Consider the following 19,767-nt stretch of genomic DNA (forward strand, 5'->3'; position numbering starts at 1 on the left):
TGGTCGCCGCGATCGTTGTTCTCCGGAAAGTGTCTATGTAAGGTCAATATAATTTACGGATAAGTTCTAAATCACTGCCCCAACTCGAACACCACCTCCAACTGCACCGACACGCTGCTCTCGCCCACGGCCACCGGGGTGCTGTCGAAGGCCTGGGCCTTTGCCATCGCCATGCGCGGCATCGGTCCGGGCATCGCGCCGCCGCCCTCGTTGAGGCTGATCACGCGCCGCACGCGCAGGTTCAGCGCCTTGGCGTAGGTTTCCGCGCGGGCCTGGGCCAGCTTCAGCGCGTCCACGCGGGCCTGGTCGTACAGCGGCTCGGGGTCGTCGATGCCGAAGCTGGGGCCGTTGATCTGGTTCGCGCCGCTGGCCACCAGCGCGTCGAGCACCTTGCCCATCTTCTCCACGTCGCGCAGCTTCAGGCTGACGTTGTTGCTGGCCTGGTAGCCGGTGATCCGCGGCGGCTGGTTTTCCTGGTAGTGGTACTGCGGGTTCAGGTTGATGCCGCTGGTCTGGATGTCGCGCGGGGCCACGCCGGCGGCCTTCACCGCCGCCAGCACCTTGTTCATCAGTTCGGCGTTCTGCCGCATCGCCATGTTGCCGTCGGCGGCCTGGGTGACCACGCCCGCCGACACGGTGGCGATGTCGGGGGCGCGGCTGGCCTGGGCCTGCGTGGAAACCGACAGCAGGGTGGCGGGCGGCGGGGCGGCCGGCTGGGCGGTGGCGGGTGCGGACAGGGCCAGGAGGGCGAGCAGTGAGGCGAAGGGGCTGCGCATGACGGGATCTCCTTGAATGGATTGCGGGACGATGGCGCGGCATGTGGGGAGGCGCCGAGCGTCGGTCCGTACCGATGAACGCGCCGTGAGTCCGATCGGGGTCGATCCGTCCCGATCCCGCCGCGATGGCCGTTAAGCCGGCCGCAGCGGGTTATCCTTTCGGCATGCTCTACCTGGCCTCCAAGTCCCCACGCCGCGCCGAACTGCTGCAGCGCCTCGGCCTGTCCTACCGCCTGCTCGACGTCGACGTCCCGGAATCGCGGGCGCAGGGGGAGGGTGCGGCCGACTACGTGCGCCGGGTGGCGCGGGACAAGGCGCGGGCCGGCTGGGCCGCCGTGTCCGGCGAGGCCGGAGCGCAGGTGCTCGGGGCCGATACCGAGGTGGTGCTGGACGACGAGGTGTTCGGCAAGCCGGCCGATGAGGCCGACGCGGCGGCGATGCTCCGGCGCCTGTCCGGGCGCACCCATACCGTGCTGTCGGCGGTGGTGGTGGTCGGCGCCGGCGGCGAACGCGAGGCGCTGTCGGTCACCGAGGTCCGCTTCGCCCCGCTGGCGGACGCGGCCATCCAGGCCTACGTCGCCACCGGCGAGGCCATGGGCAAGGCCGGCGCCTACGCCATCCAGGGCTGCGCGGAGGTCTTCGTCGAGCATCTGTCCGGAAGCTATTCCGGGGTGATGGGGCTGCCCCTGCACCATGCCGCGCGGCTGTTGGCGGGCACCGGGCCCGGCCTGCCCGGCGCGCGCAGCGCGGTGTCCGGGTGAGCGCGGTCGTGTCCGAGGAGATCCTGGTCAACGTCACCCCGCGCGAGACCCGCGTGGCGGTGGTCGAGAGCGGCATGCTGCAGGAGCTGCACATCGAGCGCGGCTGGCGCCGCGGGGTGGTCGGCAACATCTACAAGGGCAAGGTGCAGCGGGTGATGCCGGGCATGCAGGCGGCCTTCGTCGAGGTGGGGCTGGAGCGCGCCGCGTTCCTGCACGCCAACGACGTGGTACGGCCGACGCCGGTGGACGCGGGCCCGGTGGACGACGCGCCGGCGCCGCTGCCGGCGCCGCCGTCGATCGTGGAGCTGCTGCGCGACGGCCAGGAGATCGTGGTCCAGGTGGTCAAGGACCCGATCGGCGGCAAGGGCGCGCGGCTGACCACGCAGATCAGCATCCCCTCGCGCTACCTGGTGCTGCTGCCGCAGTCGCGCACGGTGGGCGTGTCGGCGCGGATCGAGGACGAGGCCGAGCGCCAGCGCCTGAAGACCCTGGTCTCCGACCTGGCCGCCAGCCACGGCGGCCATGGCTACATCGTGCGCACCAACGCGGAGGGGCAGCCGGCCGAGGCGCTGGCCGAGGACATCGCCTACCTGTCGCGGGTGTGGAACATCGTGGACAAGCGCGGCCGCGAATCGCCGCCGTGCAGCGTCATCTACGAGGACCTGAGCCTGCCCCTGCGCGCGGTGCGCGACCTGATCCGCAAGGACGTGGAGAAGGTGCGCGTGGACTCGCGCGAGACCTACGACCGGCTGCAGGCCTTCGTCGCCAAGTACATGCCGGTGCTGGCCGAGAAGCTCGAGCTGTACACCGGCGACCGCCCGATCTTCGACCTGTACGGGGTGGAGGACGAGATCGGCCGCGCCCTGGACAAGCAGGTGCCGCTGAAGTCCGGCGGCTACCTGGTCATCGACCAGACCGAGGCGATGACCACCATCGACGTGAACACCGGCTCGTTCCTGGGCCAGCGCAACCTCGAGGAAACGGTGTACCGCACCAACCTGGAGGCGGCGCAGGCGGTGGCGCGGCAACTGCGCCTGCGCAACCTGGGCGGGATCATCATCATCGACTTCATCGACATGGCCGACCCGGAGCACCGCCGCCAGGTGCTGCGCACGCTGGAGAAGGCCCTGGCCCGCGACCACGCCAAGACCACGGTGTACGAGTTCTCGCCGCTGGGCCTGGTGGAGATGACCCGCAAGCGCACGGTCGAGAGCCTGGAGCGGCAGCTTTCCGAGACCTGCCCGCAGTGCGGCGGCCGCGGCTCGGTCAAGACCGCCGAGACGGTGACCTACGAGATCTTCCGCGAGATCACCCGCGCGGTGCGCCAGTTCGAGGCCGCGCGCCTGCTGGTGATCGCCTCGGCCAAGGTGGTGGCGCGGATCACCGAGGAAGAGTCGGCGGCGGTGGCCGAGCTGGAGGAATTCCTCGGCAAGACCATCCGCTTCCAGGCCGACGAGCAGTACCTGCAGGAGCAGTTCGATGTGGTCCTGCTGTGAGGCCGGGAACGGCACCGGGCAGGGAGGACGCGGGATAGGGAACGGGGACGAGGGCGGAAGGCCGCTCCGGTCCACCGTGCCGCATTTCCCGCTCCCCGGGCGCAAGGCGCGCCGTTGATGCACACCCCGCCGCGCCGTCGCCTGCGCCTGGTCCGCCGCTGGGCGGTGTCCCTGCTGGCCATGGCCCTGGTCGCGGTGGCGCTGGCCATCGGCACGATCAGCCAGTTGTTGCCGCTGGCCGAGCGCCATCCCCAGCGCATCGCGGCCTGGCTCAGCGACAAGGCCGGGCGTCCGGTGGCCTTCGATCGCCTGGAGACGCAGTGGACCCGGCGCGGTCCGCTGCTGCGCCTGGAAGGGCTGAGGATCGGCGAGGGCCAGGGAGGCGTGCGCATCGGCCAGGCCGAGGTGCTGGTGTCGCTGTATGCCGGCCTGTTCCCCGGCCGCTCGTTCACCGAGCTGCGCCTGCGCGGCCCGTCGCTGGGCCTGCAGCGCGCCGACGATGGACGCTGGGCCATCCGTGGCCTGCCCTCGGCCGATGGTGCGCAGGTGGATCCGCTCGACTACCTGGAAGGGCTGGGCGAGTTGCAGGTGATCGGCGGCCGCCTGGACGTGGAGGCGCCGCAACTGGGCCTGCAGGCCAGCATCCCCCGCATCGACCTGCGCCTGCGCGTGGATGGGGTCCGCGTGCAGGCGGGGCTGCGCGGCTGGATCCATCCCCAGGGCAAGCCGCTGCTGCTGGCGCTGGACTTCGACCGGACGCGGGGCGATGGCCGCGCCTACCTGGACCTGGACAGCGACGACCTGGCTGCCTGGGCGCCCCTGCTGCGCCACGCGGGCGTGGCGCCGGCGTCCGGGCACGGGCGCGTGCAAGGCTGGGGCGAACTGCGCGACCACCGGGTGGTGCGGGTCACCGGCCAGTTCCAGTTGCGCCAGGTGGTGCTGTCCGGGGCGCCGCTGCCCGGGCGCACGCGCCCGCAGCAGGCTTTCGACGAGTTGCGCGGCCGCCTGCGCTGGCGCGTGGACGGCCAGGGCTGGCGGCTGGATGCGCCGTTGCTGCGGATGGGCGACGCGCGCGGCATGCAGGCCCTGGACGGGCTGACCCTGGCCGGCGGTCCGCGCTATGCGCTGGCGGCCGAGCGCATCGATGCCTCGCCGCTGCTGGCGCTGGCGGCGCTGGGCGACCGCCTGCCCGTGCCGCGCCGCGCCTGGCTGCTGGATGCCGCGCCGCGGCTGCGGGTTTCCGCGCTCGAGGTGGCGGGGGAGCGCGGTGGCGCGCTGCGCCTGTCCGGCCACCTGGATGGCGTGGCCTTCGCCGCGGTGGGGGATGCACCCGGGCTGGACGGGCTGGCCGGCGCGTTCGAGGGCGATGCGCAGGGCTGGCAACTGGCGCTGGACCCGGATGCGGCGTTGAGGGTGGATTGGCCGCATGGCTTCGGCGTCGTCCACGAAGTGCAGCTCGATGGCCGGTTGCTGGGCTGGCGCGAGGGCCAGGGCTGGCGGATCGGCACGCCCGGGCTGCGCATCCGCGGCCAGGACTACGGCGCCCGCTTGCGCGGCGGGCTGTGGTTCCAGGGCGATGGCAGCCGGCCCTGGATCGACGTGGCGGCCGAACTGGACGACGCGCCGGTGCCGGCGGCCAAGAAGTTCTGGCTGCGCCACTCGATGCCGCAGGCGGCGGTGCAGTGGCTGGACATGGCCCTGGAGGACGGCAGCGTGCGCCAGGGCCGCGCGCTGGTTTCCGGCGACCTGGACGACTGGCCGTTCACCGACCGCAACGGCTTGTTCGAGGCGCAGGCGCGGATCGAGGGCGGGCGCTTCCGTTTCCAGCGGCAATGGCCGGCGCTGGACGACACCGCCGCGGAGGTGGTGTTCGTCGGCAACGGCTTCCGGGTGCAGGGCAGCGGCCAGTTGGCCGGGGTGCCGGTGCGCCGTTTCGAGGCCGGGATCGCCGACTACGGCGATGCGCCGCTGCAGGTGCGCGCCGAGGCGACGGCGGATGCATCGCGCTTCGTGGCGCTGCTGCGCCGCAGCCCGTTGCACGCGCAGCATGCGCAGACCCTGGACAACCTGGCCGCGTCCGGTCCGGCGCAGGTCGGCTTCGTCCTGGACCTGCCGCTGCACGAGGAACATGGCGACGGCCGGGTCGAAGGCAGCGTCCGGCTGCTCGGCGCGAAGCTGGCGGAGAAGCGCTGGAACCTGGATTTCGAAGGCGTGCGCGGCCTGGTGCGCTACGACAGCGACGGCTTCGCCGCGCCGGCGCTGGAAGTGGTCCATGGCGGCCAGCCCGGCGCGCTGGCGCTGCGGGCCGGGACGACGCACGTGCGCGATACCGGCCATGCGTTCGAGGCCGAACTGCGCGCGCCGATGGACGTGGCCGACCTGCTGGCGCGCGCGCCCACGCTGGACTGGCTGAAGCCCTTCGTGCGCGGCCGCTCGCCCTGGACGCTGATGCTGGCGGTGCCGGCCGTCCCGCATCCGGTGGCCGGCCCCGCCAAGGACGGCGATGTCCCGGCCGGTGAGCTGCTGCTGCGTTCGGACCTGGTCGGCACCCGCCTGGACCTGCCTTCGCCGCTGGACAAGCCGGCCGCGCATGCCCTGCCCACCGGGGTGAAGGCAGCGCTGCCGCTGGGCAGCGGCGACATCGAGGTGTCCATGGGCGAGCGCCTGGCGATCCGCACGCGCGAGCGCAATGGCGCCACCGGGGTGCAGGTCACCCTGGGACGGGCCACGGTCGATGCCGAGCCGCCGGCATCGGGCATGGTGGTCGGCGGGCGGACCGACGAGCTGGATGCGCTGGAATGGATCGGCCTGGTCAAGGGCACCGGGCAGGGCGACCTGCCGCTGCGCCAGGTCGACCTGCTGGCCGGACGGCTGCGCCTGTTCGGCGGGGATTTCCCGCAGACCCGGCTGCGCCTGCGCCCGGTGGCCGGCGCGGTGTCGGTGAGCGTGGACGGGCCGGCGCTGGCCGGCAGCCTGACCGTGCCCGAACGGGACGGGCAACCGGTGCAGGGCCGTTTCGCCCGGTTGCACTGGCAGCCCTCGGCCGGGGCGGCCGGCGCGGATGGCAAGCCGGAAGACAGGGCGGAAGACGACGGAGCGGAAGGCATCGCGGAAGAAGCGACGGGAAGCCCCGCGGAAGGAACGGGAGAAAGCGCCGCGGAAAGCGCCGCGCCCGACCCGGCCGCGACCTCCCAGGCCAGCGCCGCGCCGCCGGCGAGCGGCTTCGACCCGGCCGCGATCCCGCCCCTCGCCCTGGAAATCGATGACCTGCGCTACCGCGACGCCAGCCTGGGCCGGGCGCGGCTGCGCACCCGCCCGGTGGCCGGCGGCCTGCGCCTGGAGGAACTGCAACTGCGCTCGGACTGGCAGCGCGCCGACCTCACCGGCGAATGGCTGGGCCGCGGCGCGGCCTCGCGCACCCACCTGGACATGCGGGTGGACAGCGAGGACATGGGAAGGCTGGTCGGCGGCCTGGGCTATGCGGACTGGCTGGCGCGCGGCAAGGGCAGCATCCGCCTGGATGCAAGCTGGCCGGGAACCCCGGCCGGACTGCGCCTGGACGCGCTGCAGGGCGGCCTGCACATCGACGTGCGCGACGGCCAGTTGCTGGAGGTCGAGCCGGGCGCCGGACGCGTGCTCGGCCTGCTCAGCGTGGCCCAGTTGCCGCGGCGGCTGATGCTCGATTTCCGCGACTTCTTTTCCCGTGGTTTCGCCTTCAACCAGTTGCAGGGCAGCGTCCGCTTCGCGGACGGCGCCGCCCACACCGCCGACATGCGCATCGACGGCCCGGCCGCCGACATCCTGATCCGCGGGCACACCGACCTGCACGCGCAGCGCTTCGACCAGACCATCGACGTGCAGCCCAAGTCCGGCAACCTGCTGACCGTGGTCGGCGCGGTGGCGGGCGGGCCGGTGGGGGCGGCGGTGGGCGCGGCGGCCAATGCGGTGCTGCGCAAGCCCTTGGGGGAAATCGGCGCGCGCACGTATCACGTCAGCGGGCCATGGAAGGAGCCGAAGGTGGAGGTGATCGAGCGCGACCAGGCCCCCGGCTCCCCGGGGCCGGGGCCGAACGGCGCGGCGGACCTGCGGCATGCGCCCGGCGCCGCGGACGATGCGCCCCCGGCGATGCGCGCCGACGCGGACGCCGACCCGCCCCGCTGAATGCATGCCCCTGCGCATCCTCGCGCCCGGCCGCTGCAGGCGCCGGGTGGACCAGGCGATGAAGGCCCCTGGCGAGTTGCTGTCATCATAGGCCGCCTGCCGGCAGCGGTACGCCGGCCCGCGCCCACCCGTTCGAGTCCCCATCCGCGATGACCCAATCCGTCCTGACCCTCGCCGAATCCCGCCTGCTGCTGCCCGGCGGCCTCGATCCGGCGGGGCTGGAGCGCGCCTTCGGCGCCCTGCTGGGGCCGGGGATCGATTTCGGCGACCTCTACTTCCAGCATTCGCGGCGCGAGAGCTGGACGGTGGAGGACGGCATCGTCAAGGACGGCGCGCATGCCATCGAGCAGGGCGTGGGCGTGCGCGCGATCAGCGGCGAGAAGACCGGTTTCGCCTACTCGGACGACATCAACGCCGAGGCGCTGCGCCTGGCGGCCGGCTCGGCCCGCGCCATCGCCCGCGACGGCGGCGCGCAGGCACCGCGCGCGCTGGTGCGCGGCGGCGGGCACGTCGCCGCGTCGAACAGCCTCTACCCGGCGCTCGACCCGGTGGACGGCATGGGCAACGAGGACAAGGTCGAGTTGCTGCGCTCGCTGGATCGGCTGCTGCGCGCGGCCGATCCGCGGGTGATCCAGGTGGCGGTGAGCCTGTCCGGCGGTGTGGACACGGTACTGGTGGCGCGCAGCGACGGCGTGCTGGCCGCCGACGTGCGCCCGCTGGTGCGGCTGAACGTGCAGGTGATCGTCGAGCACGGCGGCCGCCGCGAGTCCGGCTATGCCGGCGGCGGCGGGCGCCATTCCTACGGGGAACTGTTCTCCGCCGGCCGCCCGGAGCGGCTGGCGCGCGAGGCGCTGCGCCAGGCGCTGGTGAACCTGGAGGCCGTCGACGCCCCGGCCGGCACCATGCCGGTGGTGCTCGGCGCCGGCTGGCCCGGCGTGCTCCTGCACGAGGCGGTCGGCCATGGCCTGGAGGGCGACTTCAACCGCAAGGGCACCTCGACCTATGCCGGCCGCATGGGCCAGCGCGTGGCCGCGCCGGGCGTGACCATCGTCGACGACGGCACCCTGGACGGGCGCCGCGGCTCGCTCAACATCGACGACGAGGGCACGCCCACGCGCTGCACCACGCTGATCGAGGACGGGGTGCTGGTCGGCTACATGCAGGACACGCTCAATGCGCGGCTGATGGGCATGGCGCCCACCGGCAACGGCCGCCGCGAGTCGTTCGCGCACCTGGTGATGCCGCGCATGACCAACACCTACATGCTGGCCGGCACGCACGACCCGCAGGAGATGATCCGCTCGGTGAAGAAGGGCCTGTACGCGGTCAACTTCGGCGGCGGCCAGGTCGACATCACCAGCGGCAAGTACGTGTTCTCGGCGACCGAGGCGTACCTGATCGAGGACGGCAAGGTCACCGCGCCGGTGAAGGGCGCCACGCTGATCGGCAACGGCCCGGAGACGATGCAGAAGGTGCGCATGGTCGGCCACGACCTGGCCCTGGACGAGGGCGTGGGCGTATGCGGCAAGGACGGGCAGAGCGTGCCGGTGGGCGTGGGCCAGCCTTCGCTGCTGATCGACGGGCTGACCGTGGGCGGCACCCGCGCGTGAGGCAGGGCCGCGTGGCGCACACGCGGGGGCGGGCGCGATGGGGACGGGGCGGGTCAGTCCTCGCCCGCGCCGGCGCCCGGGTCGCCGGGAAGGATGCCGGAATCGGCCTCGCCGTCTTCGGCGGCGCTCCCGTCGGCCAGCAGTGCGCGCAGTTCGCGGAACAGCTCGCGGAAGGCGCGCGGCGGCTTGTCGCGCAATTTCTCCTCGCGGGCATTGCGCGCCAACTGGCGCAGGCGCTGGCGGTCGCCGGCCGGGTGTTCTTCCAGCAGCGCGGCCAGGGCGGCGTCGCCGTCGGCCAGCAGGCGCTCGCGCCAGGTCTCGATGCGGTGCATGGCGGCGACTTCGCGGCGGGCGGCCACGCCATCCTCGTCCAGGGCGTCGCGGATCGCCTCCAGGGTCGGGTCGTCCTCGCGCCGCATCTGCTTGGCCAGGAACGCGAGCTGGCGCTTGCGGGCGATGTGGGCGGTGATCTTCCGGGTCTGCTCCAGGTGGGGCAGCAGGTCCTCGGGGATCGGCAGCTTGGCCAACTGGGTGGGCGTGAGGCCGGCGAGCTTCTCGGCCAGGTCCAGCACTTCCAGCGCCTCGCGGCGCTGCTGGCTGCGGCTGGGGGAGAGGTACTGGCCGGTGTCTTCGTCGCGTCCGCGCATGGAGTGGGGGCTCATTCGGATGCCGGGATTCTACGCGGTCGGGGGCTGGCACGACGGCAACGGCGAAGGCAAGAGCGCTGGCTCCGGAGGGGGCCGCCCTATCCCCAGGGTACGGCGGCCTTCGCGTGCTTCCAGTGCGTGGCTTCTCTGGGCTTCCGAAGAACCGGCCGCCGCATGCGGCGGCGTGCAGCGGAACCTTCCGGTCGCCTGATTTTTTTGACTTCTTCCGATCGAGTGCAACGGACAACAGGATGGAACGCGTGAACGACATCGTGCGCAACGACGACAGCCGTGAGCGGCTGGACCGGCTGGCGGAAATCTCGCAGCGGCTGCTGGCGCGGGCCAAGGCGCTGGGCGCCAGCCAGGCCGAGGTGAGTTGCAGCGAGGAGCGCGGGTTGAACGTGTCCGTGCGCATGGGCGAGGTGGAGACGGTGGAATCCACCCGCGACCGCGGCATCGCGGTGACCGTGTACTTCGGCCAGCGCAAGGGCAGCGCCAGCACCGCCGACCTGCACGAGTCCAGCCTGGAGGCCACGGTCGAGCAGGCCTGCGCCATCGCCCGGCATACCGAGGACGACGTGGCCGCCGGTCTGGCCGAGGCCGCGCTGATGGCGCGTCCGCTTGCGGACGGCACCTTTCCCGACCTGGACACCTGGCACCCGTGGCGGCTGGACGCGGACGAGGCCATCGACCTGGCCCTGGCCTGCGAGGCCGCCGGGCGCGAGGCGGACGCGCGAGTGAGCAATTCCGACGGGGCTTCCCTGGGCAGCGGCCAGAGCCTGTCGGTGTACGCCAACAGCCACGGCTTCATCGGCCGCGAGCGCGAGACCCAGCATTCGCTCGGCGTGGCCCTGATCGCCGGGCAGGGCGAGGGCATGCAGCGCGACGGCTGGTACAGCATCGGCCTGGCCCGCGGCGACCTGGAGGCGCCGGCCGCCATCGGCCGGCGCGCCGCCGAGCGCGCCGCCGCGCGGCTGGCCCCGCGCAGCGTGCCCACCGGCGCGTATCCGGTGCTGTTCGCCGCCGAGGTCGCGCGTTCCCTCATCGGCCACCTGCTCGGCGCGGTGTCCGGCGGCGCGCTGTACCGCCGGGCGAGCTTCCTGCTGGACAGCGCCGGTACCCGGCTGTTCCCGGAGTGGCTGTCCATCGACGAGCGCCCGCTGCTGCGCCACGGCCTGCGCTCCACCGCCTTCGACGCCGACGGCGTGGCCACCGCCGACAACCCGCTGGTGGTGGGCGGCGTGCTGCAGCGCTACGTACTGGGCAGCTATTCGGCGCGCAAGCTGGGCTTGCGGACCACCGCCAACGCCGGCGGCGTGCACAACCTGGAGGTCTCGTCCAATGCCGGCACGCTGGAGGACATGCTGCGCGGCATGGGGCGCGGCCTGCTGGTCACCGAGCTGATGGGGCAGGGCGTCAACGGCGTCACCGGCGACTATTCGCGCGGCGCGGCCGGGTTCTGGATCGAGGACGGTACGGCGGCGTATGCAGTGGACGGGTTGACCGTCGCCGGCAACCTGCGCGACATGTTCGCCCGGGTCGAAGCGGTGGGCAGCCAGCCCGATCCGCGCTCGCACATCCGCACCGGGCCCATCCTGGTCGGCGAGATGACCGTTGCGGGCGTGGATTGAGTATCCTCGGCGGCGGGGCGAGCGCGGGACGCGCGGTGCCCGCCATCACCACAACCACCGGGGAACAAGATGAGCGAATTCGACAACGTCACCGCACCGCCGCCCGCGCCTGTCGGCGGCTCCTCCAACGACGACCGTACCGTGGCCCTGCTGGTCCACCTGTCGGGGATCATCCTCGGCTTCATCGTCCCGCTGATCGTGTGGCTGATCAACAAGGACAAGCCGGAGAAGGGGTTCCTCAACGATCAGTCCAAGGAAGCGCTCAACTTCCAGATCACGCTGTTGTTCGTCTACATCGTCGGTACTGTGCTGACCATCATTCTGATCGGCGCGCTGATCAACTTCGCTGCCTGGATCGCTTGCATCGTGTTCAGCATCATTGCTGGCCTGGCCGCGAACAAGGGCGAGGCCTACCGCTATCCGTTCGCGATCCGCCTGATCAAGTAGGCCGCCAGCGACATGGATGCCTGCGGGGCCCGGGAGACCGGGCCCCGTTTTGTTTCCAGACGCCGCCAAACGCCTTGCGGCCTGCGTCGCCTCGACGCCTGCGCGGCCTTGCGTGACCGCCCCGTGGAAATGGCGTCGGCCGGCGGCCTCCAGCGATCGGGAAGCCGGGTTTCCTGCAGTTGCATCACGCCGACCGTCGGTTGAAGCCGGCTCCCGCCGCGGCGCTGGGCGGGCTCGCCCGGCGGCCGGGTTCAGTACGAACGCCGTATCGCCAGTTCGCCCAGCGCGGCCAGTGCATTCGCCCGGTCGCCCAGGACGGCCAGCGTTCCACGCATCTCCTCCGCCAACTCCTCCAGCCGGGCGCGGGCGCCGTCCACGCCCAGCAGCGCCGGGTAGGTGGACTTGGCCTGGGCCACGTCCTTGCCGGCGGTCTTGCCCAGTTGCTGGGAGCTGGCCTCGATGTCGAGCAGGTCGTCGCGAACCTGGAAGGCCAGGCCGAGCGCGGCGGCGAAGGCGTCCAGCCGGGACAGGGTGGGCGTGTCCGCCGCGGCGGCCAGGGCCCCCATCCGTACCGCGGCGCGGATCAGCGCGCCGGTCTTGAGCGCATGCATGCGTTCGAGCAGGCCCAGGTCGCCGGCGCGCCCGTCGGCCGGTACGGGGCGGTCGGGGACTTCCTGCCGGCCATGGCCGGTGGCGTCGATGTCCAATGCCTGCCCGCCGCACATGCCGGCCACGCCGGAGGCGCCGGCCAGCGTCCTCACCCAGTCGATGCGCAGCGCCGCGGGCGCATCGGCCTCGGCCAGGGTGGAGAAGGCCAGGGTCTGCAACGCATCGCCGGCGAGGATCGCGGTGGCCTCGTCGAAGGCCACGTGCACGGTGGGACGGCCCCGGCGCAGGGCGTCGTCGTCCATCGCCGGCAGGTCGTCGTGGACCAGCGAATAGGCATGGACCAGTTCCACGGCCGCCGCCGGGGCGTCGAGCAGCGGTTCGTCGGCGCCCAGCGCGCTGCCTGCGGCATAGACCAGCAGCGGTCGCATGCGCTTGCCGCCGCCCAGGGTGGCGTGGCGCATGGCCGCGTGCAGCCGCGCCGGTTCGGCGGGGCCGCCTGCCGAGGCGGGCAGCCGCCGTTCGAGCGTGGATTCGGTGCGCGCGGCCCAGCGCGCGAAGACCTCAGGGGCCATCGTCGGCGGCGAAGGGGCGGGCCGCGTCGGGCTGGTCGGGGTCGGCGAGCAGGCGCACGCGCAGTTCGGCCTGTTCCAGCGCGGTCTGGCAGCGGCGGTAGAGGCCGACGCCGCGCTCGTAGGCGGCCAGCGAATCCTCCAGGCTCATCTCGCCCTGTTCCATCTTTTCGACCAGTTGTTCCAGTTCGTCCAGCGAGTGCTCGAACTGCGCCACCGGTGAGGCGTCGGGTGGGATTTTGTTGGGCATGGGTGCAGTGTGCGCGGTGCGGCGGGGAAGGGTCAACGCGGTGCGGCGGCCGTACGCGGCGGTTGCCAGACCAGGTGCAGGTGGCGGGCGCGCAGCCACCGGGCCAGGTCGTCGGCCCAGGCCACGTCGCCGGCGGCGAGCAGGCGCCCGCCGGCATCGGACAGCAGGGGCAGGTGCGCGCGCCGCCACGGCGGCACCCCGCGGGCCTGCAGCACGTGCTTGAGCGCATGCGAGTGGCCGCGGCCGGGCAGGACGATGCGCTCGCCGCCGCGCCGCGCGTGCACGCGCAACGGGCCGGCGAAGCCGGCGCCGGAGGCATGTCCCTCGTCGTCGCGCAGGAACAGGCGGCCGCCGCCGGGCAGGTCCAGCGGGTCGCGGCCGTCCCAGGGGGCGCTCCACTCCGGCGGCAGCGGATCGCGCAATACGTCGGCGTGGAGGAAGCCGCGCCAGCGGGTCATCCGCGCGCCGGCCCAGACGATGGCGGCCTGCGCGTCGGCACGGGCATCGAGCAGTTCACACTCGACCTGCTCCAGGCTGCGGCCGGGCAGCCGCGGCAGGCCGAGCCGCCGCACCCACAGCCGCAGCACGCGTGCGCGCCGTGCGGCGGGCAGCGTGCCCAGGCCGGCCAGGCACAGGGTGTGCGGGTCGTCGCCGGCATGCAGGCGCAGCAGGTGGACGTCGTCGGCGTCCAGCAATTCGTCGGCCTGCGCGCACAGGCCCGCGCTGCGCGCCAGCGCCGCGTCGGCATGGGGCCAGCGCTCGCGCAGCAAGGGCAGCACGTGCAGGCGCAGGTAGTTGCGGTCCGGATCGGGGCGGGCGTTGCTCGGGTCCTCGATCCATTCCAGCCCGTGCGCGCGTGCGTATTCGTGCAGCGTCTCGCGCGCGAGCGACAGCAGCGGCCGCCAGTGCCAGCCGTGGCCCAGGCGGCGCAGCGGCCGCATCGCGCCCAGGCCCTCGGGGCCGGAGGCGCGCAGCGCGCGCAGCAGGAAGGTCTCGGCCTGGTCGTCCAGGTGATGGGCGGTGACCAGCACGTCGCCGGGCGCCATGGCGGCCCCCAATGCGGCATAGCGTGCCGCGCGGGCGGCGGCCTCCAGCCCTGCGCCTCCACGGTGTGGCACCTCGACGCGGTATAGCTCGAACGGTACGCCTAACTGTAGGGCCTGTTGCCGGCAATGCTCGGCCCAGGCGTCGGCTGCCGGTTGCAGCCCGTGGTGCACGTGCACCGCGCGCAGGGGGCGGCGGCCAGGCTCGGCGGCCAGGCGGTGCAGCAGGGCGGTGGAATCCAGGCCGCCACTGAAACCGACGACCCAGGCGCCCTCCTGTCCCTGCAGGGTGTCGAGCCCGAGCGGCAGATGCGGTGGCATGGCCGATATCGTACCCGTTGCTGGACGCGGGCCCAGCCCCGCGCGATGTGGGATTCGGTCCAGTCGTCGGGTGTGCCTGGACCGCGGTTCAGCGCGGCGCCGACGCGGCCAGCGGCGGGCAGTCCGATGCCGTGGCGACGGGTTGCGCGCATATTCGCGTGCCGATGCGCTCCAGGTAGGACATCAGCGACGGAGGAGGCGATTCCAGCCGCGTTGCCAGGGCTTGCGCGTGGCGCAATGCTTCGGCGGCGCCGGCCGCGTCGCCCGTTGCGAAGCGTGCCTCGGCCAGGGTGGCATGGGTCGAGGGATGGCGCGGATGGGGGCCGGAAAAAACGCGGTCGGCCATCGCGGCGCCGCGCTCGGCCATGGTCACGGCCCGGGTGCTGTCGCCGGTGGCCACCAGCAGCCGGGCCACGTTGGCCAGGCCGACCACGGTGGAGGGGTGGTCGCCCGCGAAAACGCGCTCGCGCACGTCCAGCGATTGCCGGTACAGCGCCAGTGCGCCGGTGAGGTCGTCGCGGTCTTCGGCCAGCATGCCGCGATTGCCCAGGACCACCGCCAGGTCCGGACTGCCTTGCGGATGCAGGCGTTCAAACTGCGCCTGTGCCTGCCCGTACAACGCTTCGGAGCGCGCCAACTGGCCGCGTGCATGCGCCACCTGGGCCAGGTTGGAGAGCAGGTTGGCGTGGTCGGCATCGGCCCCCTCGCGCCGGTGGGCGCTTTGCCACAGGGCCAGCGCGCGGTCCAGCATTACCCCGGCGTCCTCGTAGCGGTCCTGGCTCATGTAGAGCAGGCCCAGGTTGCTGACCAGGTACAGGTAGACCGGGTCGCGCTGCAATTGCGCGCGTTCACTGCGGGCGATGCCGTCGAGGTAAGCCGCCTCGGCATCGGCAATGCGGCCCTGCGCGTGGCGGAGTCCGGCAAGCCCTTCGACCACGCGCAGCGTGCGCGGGTCGTCGCGGCCGTACAGGCGCTCGCTGTCGCGCAGCGCACGCTCGATCTGCGGTGCGGCCTGTTCCAGCCGGAAGCGGCTGAGCATGCTGTAGCCGATGCCGAAGCGGACTTCGGCCGACAGATCGGCGCGGTCGGGGAAGTGTGCGTCGATGCGCGTGGCGGCCATGTCCAGCGCTTGGCTCAGGGTCAGCTCGTGGCCGCTTTCGTAGGGATCGGAGGCGGACAGCACTTCCATCAGGAAGGCGTTGACCTGGCGCATGTCGGAGGCTGCGCCTGCGGCCTTGCGTGCCTGCCAGGCGGCCATTCCCGTGGTACCGGCCACCGCCAGCAGCGCCACGGCCGCGAAGGCGCTGCCCATGCGGTGCCGGCCAACGAATTTGCCAACACGGTACCGGGCCGAATCCGGGTGCGCATGCACCGGCCGGCCGGCGAGATGGCGGCGCAGGTCGTCACCCAGCTCCTGCGCGGAGCCGTAGCGTTGCCCGGTGTCCCTGTGCATGGCCTTGGCGACGATGTGCTCCAGGTCCTGGCCGAGCCGCGCCGCGCGCCGGCGCCGTTCGGCTGCGTCCAGGGACGCCGTGTCCAGGGCCTGCCGCAGGGGCCGTGGCCGGGTATGGAAGACCGTGCGTTCGGCTTCGGTGCGGTCCAGGCCCGCGAGCGCATAAGGCCGCATGCCGGCGAGCAACTGGTACAGGATCACGCCCAGCGAATACACGTCCGAGCGCGTGGTGGTGGGCTGCCGGCGCAACTGCTCGGGGCTGGCATAGGCGGGGGTCATGGCGCCCAGTGCGGTTGCTGCCTCGTCCACGGGTTCTTGTTGCGCACACACCCAATCCGGGTATTCCCCGTCGTCACCCCGCATGAGGGCAATGCCGAAGTCCAGCAGCCTGGGCTCGCCATCGGCCCCCACCAGGATGTTCTCCGGTTTCAGGTCGCGGTGCACGATGAGGTGGCGGTGTGCCTCCTGCACGGCATCGCAGACCTTGCAGAACAGGCGCAGACGCGCGGCCACGTCCAGCGCCTGGCGGTCGCAGTACTCGGTCAGCACCACGCCTTCGGCCACGTAGTCCATCGCCAGCCAGGGCATGCCGGCCTCGGTGGTGCCACCGTCGAGAATGCGGGCGATGTTGGGGTGCGCCAGCCGGGCCAGCAGTGCGCGTTCGTTCTCGAAACGGGCGGCCAGTTGTGCCTGCAGGGTCGGGTCGCTGCCCAGGCGCGGCGGGCGGATCAGTTTGATGGCGACCTGCTGCGCGTATGCGCCATCGGCGCGGTGAGCGCGGTAGACCACGCCCATGCCGCCGCTGTCGATGCGGTCGTCGAGCTGGAATGGGCCGATACGCTCGCCCGGCTGGGGCAGGCCATCCGCCGCGGCCTTGGCCGCGGGACGTTCGAGGAAATCGCCGAGGGATGATTCGGCATCCAACAGTCGTTCCACGCGTCGGCGCAGGGATTCGGAGGGCACCTGTGCCTGCAGCCAGGCGCGGCGCGTGGGCGCGGGTTGCGCAAGCGCGCGTTCCAGCCATTGCAGCACCCGGGTTTCGTTCGACGTATCCATGTGTTTTCCCGGCCCGGTGTTGCGCCACTGGCGCCCCGACGCTAGCAGACGAGCGTGGCCTTGCCCACATTCAGGCCGTGGCGGTGGCGCTGCTAGACTCGGGCAGTGAACGGGGAATTCACCACATGGTTGGCGGATTGGCGACGGGGCGACCTGACCGCGCGCGACCGGCTGGTCGATGCGGTGTACCCGGAGTTGCGCGCAATCGCGCAGCGCCAGCTACGCAATGAACGCGGGGGGCATACGCTGCAGGCCACCGCGCTGGTCAATGAGGCCTACCTGCGGCTGAGCGGGCTGGACCGCATCCAATGGCGCGACCGCGTACATTTCGTCCACCTGGCGGCGCGGGTCATGCGCGAGGTGCTGGTGGACCATGCGCGCCGGCGCTCGGCGCAGAAGCGCGATGGCGGCGAGCGGGTGTCGTTGACCGCACTCGAACTGGCTGGCGAGGATGCGGGTGGAGTGGACGTGGCCGCCTTGGACGCCGCGCTCGATGCCCTGCATCGGCTGGACCCGGACAAGGCCAAGCTGGTGGAGCTGCGCTATTTCGGCGGGCTGACCATCGAGGAGACGGCCGAGGCGCTGGGCAGCTCGCCGGCGACGGTCAAGCGCCACTGGCAGGTGGCGCGTGTCTGGTTGTTCGAGGCGCTGTCGGAACCGGGCTGAAGCCGCGAGGGTGCCGAGGCGCCTGCGGAGGTGTGAGCCGGTTGCGTCGCTTCCTGCGCCTTGTCAGGGGAATGCCCCGGTGTGCGATGCACTCCACCGGGGGCCCCTTGTCCTGCGCCCGATCGGGCGCCGAGCCGGAGCCGCTCCTCATGACACCCACCCGCCGCCGCGTCGCCGCCATGGCCTTGATCTTCAGCGCGTCCTGCCTGCTGCCGGGCGCAATCCTGGCGCAGGACAGTTTCGGTGGACAGACCTCCCAGCGGCCGTCGCCCACGCCGCGTGCGCCTGTACCGCCGCCGCCGCGCACCACGCCACCGCCCATGCCGCCGTCCACCCAGGGGAGTGGCAGCCTGGATGAGGCGCAGGATTTCGGCGTGCCTGCGACCCAGAAATTGCGACCTTCGGATCAGCTTGGCGGGCCGACCCCCACCCGTATTCCAGGTGGCCGTGTCATCGCCACCCAGCAACTGGTGCAGTTGCTGCAGGCGAAGCAGGGCGCGCCGATGCTGCTGCACGCCTATCACAGCATGGAGCATCTGCCGGGTGCCATCGCGGTGGTGCCGGCGGCGCAAGGCGGGAGTTTCGACGACGAGGTACAGCGTGGCTTCGGCCAATACCTGCAGCAGGCCACCAACGGCGACGTTTCGCGGATGCTGGTGTTCTATTGCGGCGGGCCGCAGTGCTGGGGTTCGTACAACGCCTCACTGCGCGCCATACACCTGGGTTACCGCAACGTGCATTGGTATCGCGGCGGGGTGCAGGCCTGGCGCCAGGCGGGCCTTCCTGTGCAGACAGCACCGGACCCGGGTGCCCAGCCATGAATCCCCATCTCCGGTCCTGGCCGTGAGCCTATTGGCCGGCGTCCTGCGCCTTCATGGTCGAGGGCGAAATCCATCGCCAGAGTGTGGAGACATGAAGATGCACATGGGATATCGGATCGTTCCGTGCCTGGCGGCACTGCTGGCGCTGGTCGCATGCGGCAGCGGCCAGATGCGGGCGGGCGCTGGCGGTGAGGGCGAGCCTGAGGGCAGCAGTGGTGTGGCGGCCAGCAATGGCGTCGGCATGTGGCGCGTGGTGCGCGACGCGCTGGATTCCACGGAAGGCGGCATGGTGGATGTGGAGATCATGGACGAAGCGGGCTTTGGCCAGCCGATCGTGGCGGCGCGCCTGCAGGTACCGGCGGGCTGGCGGACGGCGGGGGGCATCCGCTGGAACGATGCTGCCGAATGCTTTTCGGGGCAGGTGTACAGCAGTTGGAGCGCAAGCTCACCCGACAACGCCAGCGTGCTGGAGGTGCTTCCCGGGTTTGCGTGGCAGATCAAGGGCACGCAAATTGCCACCGACCCCTGCCCGGTGGCCACGTACCGCTCGGCACGCGAGTTCCTGGAAGCGGCGGCGCAGCACATGCGGCCGGGCGCGCGCGTGCTGGATTACAGCGACTGGCCCGAGCTGGTGCAGAAGACGGAGGAGAAGGTGCGCCAGGAAGGCGTGCCACTGGGCGAGGGGCAGCGGCGCAGGTTTGAGGCCGGCCGGCTTCTGGTCGGGTACCGGGCCGAAGGCGTGGAGATGCGTGAGGTGTTCGCCACCGTGGTGTCCTTCATGAGCCTGGGCAACAAGCAGGACGGAAGTGCTGGCCGGTTGCTGGCCTATCGTGCGCCCAATGGCCGGTTGGACCTGGGGTTCATGGACGATGTTGTCGCTTCGTTCCAGGAAAACCGTCAGTGGACGCCGCTGGCCATGGAACGGGTGAAAGGCAACGTCCAGCGCTATTTCACGACACAGCGCCAAGGCATCGATAGCTGGCACGCCCGGCGCATGGCGGAAATCAACGCGCGTGGTGAGGCCGACCGGGCGGCAATCCGTTCGCAGACGGTGCGCGACGTGGCCGCCATTCGTAGCCAGACCCATGCCAATACCATTGCCACCAACGATGGCATCCATGCGCGCACCATCGACGGCATTTACGAGCGCAACACTTACGCTGGCGCCGACGGCAATACGGAGGTGCATAGCTCGATCCACGGGGGGCAGCGGGTGTTCCAGGAGAACAACAACCCGTACAACGCCTGGAGCACCGACGATCCCTATGCACAGCCGGCGGATGCGACCGAGTTGTCGCGGATCCGATGAATCCGGAGGGCATGGCCCTGCCACGACCAAGGCATGGCGTATGGGTGTTACTGCTGTTGGGCGCCTGCGTGCAGGCGCCTCCGGCCAGCCCCGGGATGGCCGGAGGCGAGACGTCCGTCCCGGAGGCACCCCTTGTCATGG

Annotated in this window: 15 protein-coding genes; 9 read left to right on the forward strand and 6 right to left on the reverse strand. The window is 71.9% G+C overall.

Translation table 11 applies throughout. The features are described 5' to 3' along the window. Positions 1-71: 71 nt before the first annotated feature. The gene (locus HNR76_RS02110) at positions 72-776 is read right to left on the reverse strand and encodes an SIMPL domain-containing protein (RefSeq protein WP_162311279.1); all 705 of its coding nucleotides are present in this window, start codon (positions 774-776) and stop codon (positions 72-74) included. Between the two features lie 164 nt (positions 777-940). On the opposite strand from HNR76_RS02110, the gene HNR76_RS02115 reads away from it, so the two are divergent. The 4 genes from HNR76_RS02115 (at position 941) to tldD (ending at position 8,804) form a co-directional block, all read left to right on the forward strand. After that, positions 941-1,537 carry a Maf family protein gene (locus tag HNR76_RS02115; protein ID WP_162311280.1) on the forward strand — a complete coding sequence of 199 codons (597 nt, stop codon included), beginning with the start codon at positions 941-943 and terminating at the stop codon, positions 1,535-1,537. Between the two features lie 8 nt (positions 1,538-1,545). Then, complete coding sequence (gene rng / locus HNR76_RS02120) at positions 1,546-3,033, forward strand: ribonuclease G (RefSeq protein WP_162311290.1); 1,488 nt, start codon at positions 1,546-1,548, stop codon at positions 3,031-3,033. Between the two features lie 117 nt (positions 3,034-3,150). Next, complete coding sequence (locus tag HNR76_RS02125; protein WP_183982059.1) at positions 3,151-7,194, forward strand: YhdP family protein; 4,044 nt, start codon at positions 3,151-3,153, stop codon at positions 7,192-7,194. 149 nt (positions 7,195-7,343) lie between these two features. Beyond that, entirely contained in the window at positions 7,344-8,804 is a 1,461-nt protein-coding gene (gene tldD / locus HNR76_RS02130) for a metalloprotease TldD (protein ID WP_162311281.1), read from the forward strand. A gap of 53 nt (positions 8,805-8,857) precedes the next feature. Here the strand turns inward: tldD and yjgA are convergent, their stop codons facing one another. Beyond that, on the reverse strand, positions 8,858-9,451 hold the full coding sequence (yjgA, locus tag HNR76_RS02135) for a ribosome biogenesis factor YjgA (RefSeq protein ID WP_162311161.1): 594 nt from the start codon (positions 9,449-9,451) through the stop codon (positions 8,858-8,860). Positions 9,452-9,702: 251 nt separating this feature from the next. Between yjgA and pmbA the strand changes: the two genes are divergently transcribed. Next, on the forward strand, positions 9,703-11,082 hold the full coding sequence (gene pmbA, locus HNR76_RS02140; RefSeq protein WP_162311026.1) for a metalloprotease PmbA: 1,380 nt from the start codon (positions 9,703-9,705) through the stop codon (positions 11,080-11,082). Between the two features lie 69 nt (positions 11,083-11,151). Beyond that, complete coding sequence (locus HNR76_RS02145; RefSeq protein WP_162311027.1) at positions 11,152-11,529, forward strand: DUF4870 domain-containing protein; 378 nt, start codon at positions 11,152-11,154, stop codon at positions 11,527-11,529. A gap of 251 nt (positions 11,530-11,780) precedes the next feature. On the opposite strand, the gene HNR76_RS02150 is transcribed toward HNR76_RS02145, so the two are convergent. The 4 genes from HNR76_RS02150 to HNR76_RS02165 form a co-directional block, all read right to left on the reverse strand. Beyond that, entirely contained in the window at positions 11,781-12,710 is a 930-nt protein-coding gene (locus HNR76_RS02150) for a polyprenyl synthetase family protein (protein WP_162311028.1), read from the reverse strand. Next, complete coding sequence (locus tag HNR76_RS02155) at positions 12,700-12,957, reverse strand: exodeoxyribonuclease VII small subunit (RefSeq protein ID WP_183982062.1); 258 nt, start codon at positions 12,955-12,957, stop codon at positions 12,700-12,702. Before HNR76_RS02155 ends, HNR76_RS02150 begins: the two co-directional genes overlap by 11 nt. Before the next feature lie 32 nt (positions 12,958-12,989). Then, positions 12,990-14,321, reverse strand: a complete 1,332-nt coding sequence (gene tilS / locus HNR76_RS02160; protein ID WP_162311030.1) for a tRNA lysidine(34) synthetase TilS — start codon at positions 14,319-14,321, stop codon at positions 12,990-12,992. 88 nt (positions 14,322-14,409) lie between these two features. Continuing rightward, the gene (locus HNR76_RS02165; RefSeq protein ID WP_162311031.1) at positions 14,410-16,830 is read right to left on the reverse strand and encodes a serine/threonine-protein kinase; all 2,421 of its coding nucleotides are present in this window, start codon (positions 16,828-16,830) and stop codon (positions 14,410-14,412) included. Positions 16,831-16,935: 105 nt separating this feature from the next. Here HNR76_RS02165 and HNR76_RS02170 point away from each other — a divergent pair, with 105 nt between their 5' ends. From HNR76_RS02170 to HNR76_RS02180, 3 genes are all read left to right on the forward strand, one after another. Beyond that, on the forward strand, positions 16,936-17,496 hold the full coding sequence (locus HNR76_RS02170; protein WP_162311032.1) for an ECF-type sigma factor: 561 nt from the start codon (positions 16,936-16,938) through the stop codon (positions 17,494-17,496). 149 nt (positions 17,497-17,645) lie between these two features. Continuing rightward, the gene (locus HNR76_RS02175; RefSeq protein ID WP_162311033.1) at positions 17,646-18,317 is read left to right on the forward strand and encodes a rhodanese-like domain-containing protein; all 672 of its coding nucleotides are present in this window, start codon (positions 17,646-17,648) and stop codon (positions 18,315-18,317) included. A 91-nt stretch (positions 18,318-18,408) separates the two neighbouring features. Beyond that, entirely contained in the window at positions 18,409-19,626 is a 1,218-nt protein-coding gene (locus HNR76_RS02180) for a hypothetical protein (RefSeq protein WP_162311034.1), read from the forward strand. Positions 19,627-19,767 lie beyond the last annotated feature (141 nt).

This window comes from Pseudoxanthomonas broegbernensis, assembly GCF_014202435.1.
GTDB lineage: Bacteria > Pseudomonadota > Gammaproteobacteria > Xanthomonadales > Xanthomonadaceae > Pseudoxanthomonas > Pseudoxanthomonas broegbernensis.

Bases quoted from the DNA above. Each gene is read 5' to 3' on its own strand.
- HNR76_RS02150 (WP_162311028.1), bottom strand. From the start codon at position 12,710: ATGGCCCCTGAGGTCTTCGCGCGCTGGGCCGCGCGCACCGAATCCACG.
- pmbA (WP_162311026.1), top strand. From the start codon at position 9,703: ATGGAACGCGTGAACGACATCGTGCGCAACGACGACAGCCGTGAGCGG.
- HNR76_RS02165 (WP_162311031.1), bottom strand. From the start codon at position 16,830: ATGGATACGTCGAACGAAACCCGGGTGCTGCAATGGCTGGAACGCGCG.
- HNR76_RS02175 (WP_162311033.1), top strand. From the start codon at position 17,646: ATGACACCCACCCGCCGCCGCGTCGCCGCCATGGCCTTGATCTTCAGC.
- HNR76_RS02110 (WP_162311279.1), bottom strand. From the start codon at position 776: ATGCGCAGCCCCTTCGCCTCACTGCTCGCCCTCCTGGCCCTGTCCGCA.
- HNR76_RS02115 (WP_162311280.1), top strand. From the start codon at position 941: ATGCTCTACCTGGCCTCCAAGTCCCCACGCCGCGCCGAACTGCTGCAG.
- HNR76_RS02145 (WP_162311027.1), top strand. From the start codon at position 11,152: ATGAGCGAATTCGACAACGTCACCGCACCGCCGCCCGCGCCTGTCGGC.
- HNR76_RS02155 (WP_183982062.1), bottom strand. From the start codon at position 12,957: ATGCCCAACAAAATCCCACCCGACGCCTCACCGGTGGCGCAGTTCGAG.
- tldD (WP_162311281.1), top strand. From the start codon at position 7,344: ATGACCCAATCCGTCCTGACCCTCGCCGAATCCCGCCTGCTGCTGCCC.
- tilS (WP_162311030.1), bottom strand. From the start codon at position 14,321: ATGCCACCGCATCTGCCGCTCGGGCTCGACACCCTGCAGGGACAGGAG.
- HNR76_RS02125 (WP_183982059.1), top strand. From the start codon at position 3,151: ATGCACACCCCGCCGCGCCGTCGCCTGCGCCTGGTCCGCCGCTGGGCG.
- yjgA (WP_162311161.1), bottom strand. From the start codon at position 9,451: ATGCGCGGACGCGACGAAGACACCGGCCAGTACCTCTCCCCCAGCCGC.
- HNR76_RS02180 (WP_162311034.1), top strand. From the start codon at position 18,409: ATGAAGATGCACATGGGATATCGGATCGTTCCGTGCCTGGCGGCACTG.